5 protein-coding genes are annotated in these 6,518 nt (G+C 45.6%); all 5 read right to left on the bottom strand.

Annotated features, from left to right (window positions below; all coding sequences use genetic code 11):
• Positions 1–202: 202 nt before the first annotated feature.
• Positions 203–2,662: a DNA gyrase subunit A gene (gene gyrA, locus D368_RS03115; protein WP_004392898.1), complete on the bottom strand. Its 2,460-nt coding sequence runs from the start codon at positions 2,660–2,662 to the stop codon at positions 203–205.
• Between the two features lie 215 nt (positions 2,663–2,877).
• Complete coding sequence (gene gyrB / locus D368_RS03110; RefSeq protein ID WP_014720600.1) at positions 2,878–4,794, bottom strand: DNA topoisomerase (ATP-hydrolyzing) subunit B; 1,917 nt, start codon at positions 4,792–4,794, stop codon at positions 2,878–2,880.
• A 59-nt stretch (positions 4,795–4,853) separates the two neighbouring features.
• Positions 4,854–5,099 carry an extracellular matrix regulator RemB gene (remB, locus tag D368_RS03105; protein ID WP_004392908.1) on the bottom strand — a complete coding sequence of 82 codons (246 nt, stop codon included), beginning with the start codon at positions 5,097–5,099 and terminating at the stop codon, positions 4,854–4,856.
• A 17-nt stretch (positions 5,100–5,116) separates the two neighbouring features.
• On the bottom strand, positions 5,117–6,229 hold the full coding sequence (gene recF, locus D368_RS03100) for a DNA replication/repair protein RecF (protein ID WP_007409910.1): 1,113 nt from the start codon (positions 6,227–6,229) through the stop codon (positions 5,117–5,119).
• Between the two features lie 15 nt (positions 6,230–6,244).
• Entirely contained in the window at positions 6,245–6,460 is a 216-nt protein-coding gene (gene rlbA / locus D368_RS03095; RefSeq protein WP_004392910.1) for a ribosome maturation protein RlbA, read from the bottom strand.
• Positions 6,461–6,518 lie beyond the last annotated feature (58 nt).

The raw sequence follows: 6,518 nt of genomic DNA, 5'->3' as shown, positions 1-6,518 counted from the left end.
CCGCCTCTCTCGAAGCGACCTCTTAATCATAACATTTTCAGTTTGCTAGGTCAATACTTTTTTAAAAATATTTTCGCTAGGCTTGCCTTTCTATTAAAAAGACAACAAAAAGAATTATATCAGCATCATCACTATGTGTCAAAGCTTTTTTTCATTTCTTTATATAGTAAAAGCGCAGCCTGTTGCAGCTGCGCTTTTTCGTTTATACTTCTTCCGTTTCTTCCGGCTCTTCTTCATTCTTTTCGACAAGCGCCACAGTGGCTACATGCTCTTGATCAGACATGCGGATCAGACGGACGCCTTGAGTTACGCGTCCCGTAGTGGAGATATCATTAATATCCATTCTGATTAACACGCCGCTTGCCGTAATAATCATTAAGTCCTCTTCGCCTTTTGTTGCTTTCACGGTTACTAACGGACCGTTGCTGTCAGTGATTTTACATGTTTTAAGACCTTTTCCGCCCCGGCTTTGAACTCTGTATTCTGAAGCCGGTGTGCGTTTGCCGTAGCCGTTTTCTGTCACTATGAGGACATGGGAGTCTTCTTCAAGAATCTCCATACCTACAACGACATCATCGTCTGTCAGCGTGATGCCTTTAACACCCGCAGCTGTGCGTCCCATTTGTCTTACATCTTCTTCAGGGAAACGGATCAGTAAACCGTTCTTCGTTCCGATGATGATTTGTTTCTTGCCGTCAGTCAGGCGGACGGCCATCAGTTCATCGTCTTCCCGGAGACCTAGGGCGATCAGCCCGTTATTCCGTATATTCGCAAACTGGGACAGTGCCGTACGTTTCGACACCCCTTGTTTGGTCGTAAAGAAGAGGTATTGCTCCTCATCAAACGTGCTGACCGGAATAATGGCATTAATCCATTCGCCTTTTTCAACTTCCAGAAGGTTAATAATCGGAATGCCTTTTGCCGTTCGGCCGTATTCAGGGATTTCATATCCTTTAGAACGGTATACCTTCCCTTTATTAGAGAAGAACAGGATCGTATCGTGCGTTGATGTGGAAATTAAGTGTTCCACAAAGTCATCTTCATTCGTTCCCATTCCCTGTACGCCTTTTCCGCCCCGTTTTTGGCTGCGGTATGTGGACGCCGGGAGACGTTTAACATAGCCGTTATGGGTCAGTGTGATGACGATATTTTCTCTCTCGATAAGATCTTCATCTTCAATTGTTTCAAGACCGGACGTCACAATTTCAGTGCGTCTCTCATCATTGAAACGCTCTTTGATTTCATTAAGTTCTTCACGGATGATCTCAAGAACTCTTTCTTCATTGGCTAAAATATCTTTCAGCTCAGCGATAAGCGCAACAAGTGATTGATATTCCTCTTCAATCTTTTCGCGCTCCAGACCGGTTAATCGCTGAAGGCGCATATCCAGAATGGCTTGCGCTTGTTTTTCAGTCAGTGAGAATTGTTCGATCAAACCCGTTCTCGCAATTTCAGCCGTCTGGGAATTGCGGATAAGAGAAATAACGGCATCTAAATGATCGAGAGCAATTCTTAAACCTTCCAAAATGTGAGCTCTCGCTTCCGCTTTGCGGAGTTCGTAAGCCGTTCTGCGCCGGATCACAACCTTTTGGTGATCAAGATAATGCTCCAGACATTGTTTCAGGCTTAGTACCTTCGGCTGTCCGTCAACGAGCGCCAGCAGGTTGATCCCGAAAGACGTCTGCAGGGCCGTTTGTTTGTACAGGTTATTCAAAATGACGTGAGCATTGGCGTCACGGCGGATCTCAATGACGATTCTCATTCCGTTACGGTCGGATTCGTCTCGCAGATCGGTAATTCCTTCGATTTTTTTGTCCCGGACAAGATCCGCGATTTTTTCAATTAATCTCGCTTTGTTCACCTGATAAGGAAGTTCCGTGACAATAATTCTTTCTTTTCCCGATGAAGTCTCTTCGATTTCAGCCTTAGCCCGGATTGTGATTGATCCCCGTCCGGATTCATACGCCTTGCGGATGCCGCTCCGGCCCAAAATCTGACCTGCAGTCGGAAAATCCGGGCCCGGGATGTACTCCATCAGCTCCTGGTTTGTAATCTCAGGATTCTCACTTACGGCAAGCACGCCTTCAATGACTTCTCCAAGCTGATGCGGGGGAATGTTTGTCGCCATTCCGACCGCAATACCGGCAGCCCCGTTTACGAGCAGATTCGGAAATCTCGAAGGCATGACGGCAGGCTCTCTTTCTGAACCGTCATAGTTATCTTGATAGTCAATCGTGTCTTTCGTAATGTCACGCAGAATTTCCATTGCGATTTTTGACATTCTCGCTTCTGTGTAACGCATCGCGGCCGCTGAGTCGCCGTCAACCGAACCGAAGTTGCCGTGTCCGTCAACAAGCATGTAGCGGTAGTTAAAATCCTGCGCCATTCTGACCATTGATTCGTAAACCGCTGAGTCACCGTGCGGGTGGTACTTACCGATAACTTCACCGACGATACGGGCAGATTTTTTATATGGTTTGTCACTGGTCATGCCTAAATCATTCATTGCGTACAAAATCCGTCTGTGAACCGGCTTCAGACCGTCACGCACATCCGGAAGCGCCCGGGATACGATAACGCTCATTGCATAGTCCAGGAAGGATGTCCGCATTTCCTGACTGATATTGACTTCACGTACTTGTGGTGTGTTTTGTTCACTCATTAAAAAAACCTCCCTGAAGTATCACATGAAATAATGTGGGAGTAGATTGTCCATTATGATCTTCAATACGATTTCACTATTCTCCATTATATCAATAAACTTGTGTTTATACACATTAATTTAGTAGAATATACGGGTTTTGCGGGTTTTCAGAGGCTTTAGAAGCCGCTTTGAGAAAAAAGCCTTATTTCTTAACGAAAATAAGGCTTTCTTGGTTAAATATCAAGATTTTTCACGTATCTGGCGTTTGCTTCTATGAAGTTTCTCCGCGGTTCTACTTTGTCACCCATCAGCATTTCAAAAGTCTCGTCAGCGTCCATTGCATCTTCAAGATTGACTTGCAGAAGCGTTCTGGTCGCAGGGTCCATTGTCGTTTCCCAAAGCTGAGTCGCGTTCATTTCTCCAAGACCTTTATAACGCTGGAGGCCGGGCTTAGGTGATTGCGGAAGCTCTTTTAACAGCTCATCAAGCTGCTTATCGTTATAAGCGTATTCCACCCGTTTTCCCTGCTGCACTTTATAAAGCGGCGGCTGGGCAATGTAGACATAGCCGTTTTCGATGATTTCCCGCATGTATCTGTAGAAGAACGTTAATAAAAGCGTTCTGATATGGGCGCCGTCAACATCGGCATCCGTCATGATGACCACTTTATGATAACGCGCTTTTTCAAGATTAAAATCTTCTCCGATTCCTGTTCCGAGGGCCGTGATCATTGATCTGACCTCATTGTTTGAGAGAATCTTATCAAGTCTGGCTTTCTCAACGTTCAGAATCTTACCGCGCAGCGGCAGAATGGCTTGGAAATGACGGTCCCGTCCCTGTTTCGCTGATCCGCCCGCAGAGTCACCCTCTACGATATACAGCTCGGAAATGCTCGGATCTTTAGAAGAACAGTCCGCCAGTTTGCCCGGCAGATTGGAAATCTCAAGCGCACTTTTGCGGCGGGTCAATTCCCGCGCTTTTTTCGCCGCCATCCGCGCTCTTGCGGCCATTAAACCTTTTTCAACGATTTTGCGGGCTGAGTCCGGATTTTCAAGAAGGAATGTTTCCAGCGCAGAAGAAAACAGCGTATCAGTGATCGTTCTCGCTTCGGAGTTGCCGAGCTTCGTTTTCGTCTGCCCTTCGAATTGCGGATCAGGGTGCTTAATTGAAATAATGGCAGTCAGCCCTTCTCTCACATCATCCCCGCTTAAATTCGGATCATTTTCTTTGAAAATCCCTTTTCTTCTTGCATAGTCGTTTATGACACGGGTCAGACCGGTTTTAAATCCGGCCTCGTGCGTGCCGCCTTCGTATGTGTTGATATTATTTGTGAAAGAATAAATATTGCTTGTATAGCTGTCGTTGTATTGCAATGCAACTTCAACCGTTATGCCGTCTTTCTCGCCTTCAATATAAATCGGCTCTTCATGAACGACTTCTTTGGAACGGTTTAAGTACTCAACATAGCTTTTGATTCCGCCTTCGTAGTGGTACTCGTTTTTCCGTTCTTGTCCTTCACGTTTGTCTTCAATCGTGATGTTTACGCCTTTTGTCAGGAAGGCCAATTCCCGGACACGGTTTGAAAGCAGATCATAGTCATATACAGTTGTTTCTTTGAAAATTTCCGGATCCGGAACGAAGTGCGTAATCGTTCCGGTCTTATCAGTATCACCGATCACTTCAAGATCGGCCACAGGTACACCGCGCTCGTACGCCTGATAGTGGATTTTTCCGTCACGATGAACCGTAACGTCAAGAGTGGTCGACAAGGCGTTTACGACGGACGCCCCTACACCGTGAAGACCGCCGGATACTTTATATCCGCTTCCGTCAAATTTACCGCCGGCGTGGAGAACGGTCATGATGACTTCAACCGCAGGGCGGCCCATCTTCTCCTGGATACCGACCGGAATTCCGCGCCCGTTGTCCTTAACGGTAATGCTGTTATCTTTTTCAATCTCGATGTTAATATCTGTACAATAACCGGCCAGGGCTTCGTCAATACTGTTGTCGACGATTTCCCACACCAAATGGTGAAGGCCTTTGCTGTTAGTTGATCCGATGTACATCCCCGGTCTCTTTCGAACAGCTTCCAAACCTTCTAATACCTGTATCTGATTCTCATCATAACTATTTTGCTGCTGTTCCATAGCCATGCACATTCACCTACACTTTTCTTAAACGATAATATATTCATTGTAAAGATCCGCTAAGAATCTATTTCTAACATAAATTGCGCACGTTTCTTCAGTGTGCCGGAAGATAAGGGAGAGTAATATATATTCTCAGTCGTGACTACGATAGACTTTGGCGTGCCGTTTACGGACGGCACTACTTTTTCTTTCTGTCTGTCCAGAAATTCTTCAACGATCGGCGATACATTGACCTTGCAGTCAAAAATGCCGACAATATCACGGGTTGAAACGACAAAGTCGTCACCTAAATGAATATACAATCGCTCACCTCATTTCTTCACTTCACTAACGTACCGTTTTCCACACGGAACATTCCTGCTTGATGTAAGGTATCGTGGTCAATGCCATCCACGCTCGTCGTGGTGACAAATGTCTGCACACGGCCTTGGATCGTATGAAGCAAATGGGACTGCCGGTAATCATCCAGCTCGCTTAGTACATCATCCAAAAGTAAAATGGGGTATTCTCCGATTTCTTCATGAATCAAATCTATTTCAGCCAGCTTCAGAGACAAAGCCGTCGTACGCTGCTGTCCCTGCGAACCGTAAGTCTGCACATCGCGTCCGTTCACATAAAAAAGGACATCATCCCGATGCGGTCCGAATAATGTGACGCCTCGTTCTATTTCTTTTTCTTTTAATTTCGAAAAAGACTCCTGGTAGCTGTTACCTATTTTCGACAAATCTTTAGGATCTGATACATCAAGCGCCGTGTGATACTTAAGCGTCAGTTCTTCAAGTCCCCGGGAAATGCCGGAATGGATCGGCTGCGCCCATTTTTCAAGCTGCGCCGTAAACTGCAGACGTTTGGCGACAACTTTTGCGGCTGCTTCAATCAGCTGATCAGTGAGAACGTCAAGCATGGTCCGGTCAGTCTGTTTCCGGCTTTGCAGCTGTTTCAGAAAATGATTCCGCTGTGAAAGGATTTTTTGATAAAGAGATAAATCATACAGATAAACGGCAGAAACCTGCCCGATCTCCATATCGAGAAATCTTCTCCTCACCTGAGGGCTTCCTTTGACGAGATTTAAATCCTCAGGGGCAAACATAATGGTGTTCAGCGCTCCGACATACTGACTGAGTTTTTGCTGCTCTATATGATTGACCTTGCCCTTTTTACCTTTTTTGGAGATGACAAGCTGCATCGGGATGTCCCCGTTGCGCTTCATCACTCTTCCTTCTATTTTAGCATAGTCTTCGTCCCACCGTATAAGTTCTTTGTCATTTGAGGTGCGGTGTGATTTTGCCATCGAAAGGACATAGATGGCTTCCATCAGATTGGTTTTGCCTTGGGCATTTTCCCCGATGATCACATTCACCTTGTTTTCGAATTGAAGCTCAGCGCGCTCATAATTACGGTAGGATGTTAATTCTAAATTTTGGATATACAACCGCTGTCACCCGCTTTAATTGACGACTTGAAATGAACCAAATCCTTCAATCGCGACCACGTCTCCAACGTAAAGCTTTCTGCCGCGGCGATTGTCAGGTTCATTGTTGACAGTCACCTCATGCTCGCTCAGAAACCACTTCGCCATGCCGCCGGACTGAATCACATCGGCTAATTTTAAAAACTGGCCAAGCGTAATCATTTCTGTATCAATCGAAATCGGATTTGCCATAATATCGACCTCTTTCAAATATCACTAATATCTAATTGTACTAAAAAATCCTGAAATA

Origin of the sequence: Paenibacillus lentimorbus NRRL B-30488, from assembly GCF_000411595.1 — a bacterium.
Taxonomy (GTDB): domain Bacteria; phylum Bacillota; class Bacilli; order Bacillales; family Bacillaceae; genus Bacillus; species Bacillus velezensis.
The sequence above is the reverse complement of the archived record's forward strand: the minus strand, read 5'-3'. Positions and strand labels throughout refer to the sequence as shown.

What these genes read in the sequence shown, in the direction of transcription:
- rlbA (WP_004392910.1), bottom strand. Translation starts at nt 6,460, where the DNA reads ATGGCAAATCCGATTTCGATTGATACAGAAATGATTACGCTTGGCCAG.
- gyrB (WP_014720600.1), bottom strand. Translation starts at nt 4,794, where the DNA reads ATGGAACAGCAGCAAAATAGTTATGATGAGAATCAGATACAGGTATTA.
- gyrA (WP_004392898.1), bottom strand. Translation starts at nt 2,662, where the DNA reads ATGAGTGAACAAAACACACCACAAGTACGTGAAGTCAATATCAGTCAG.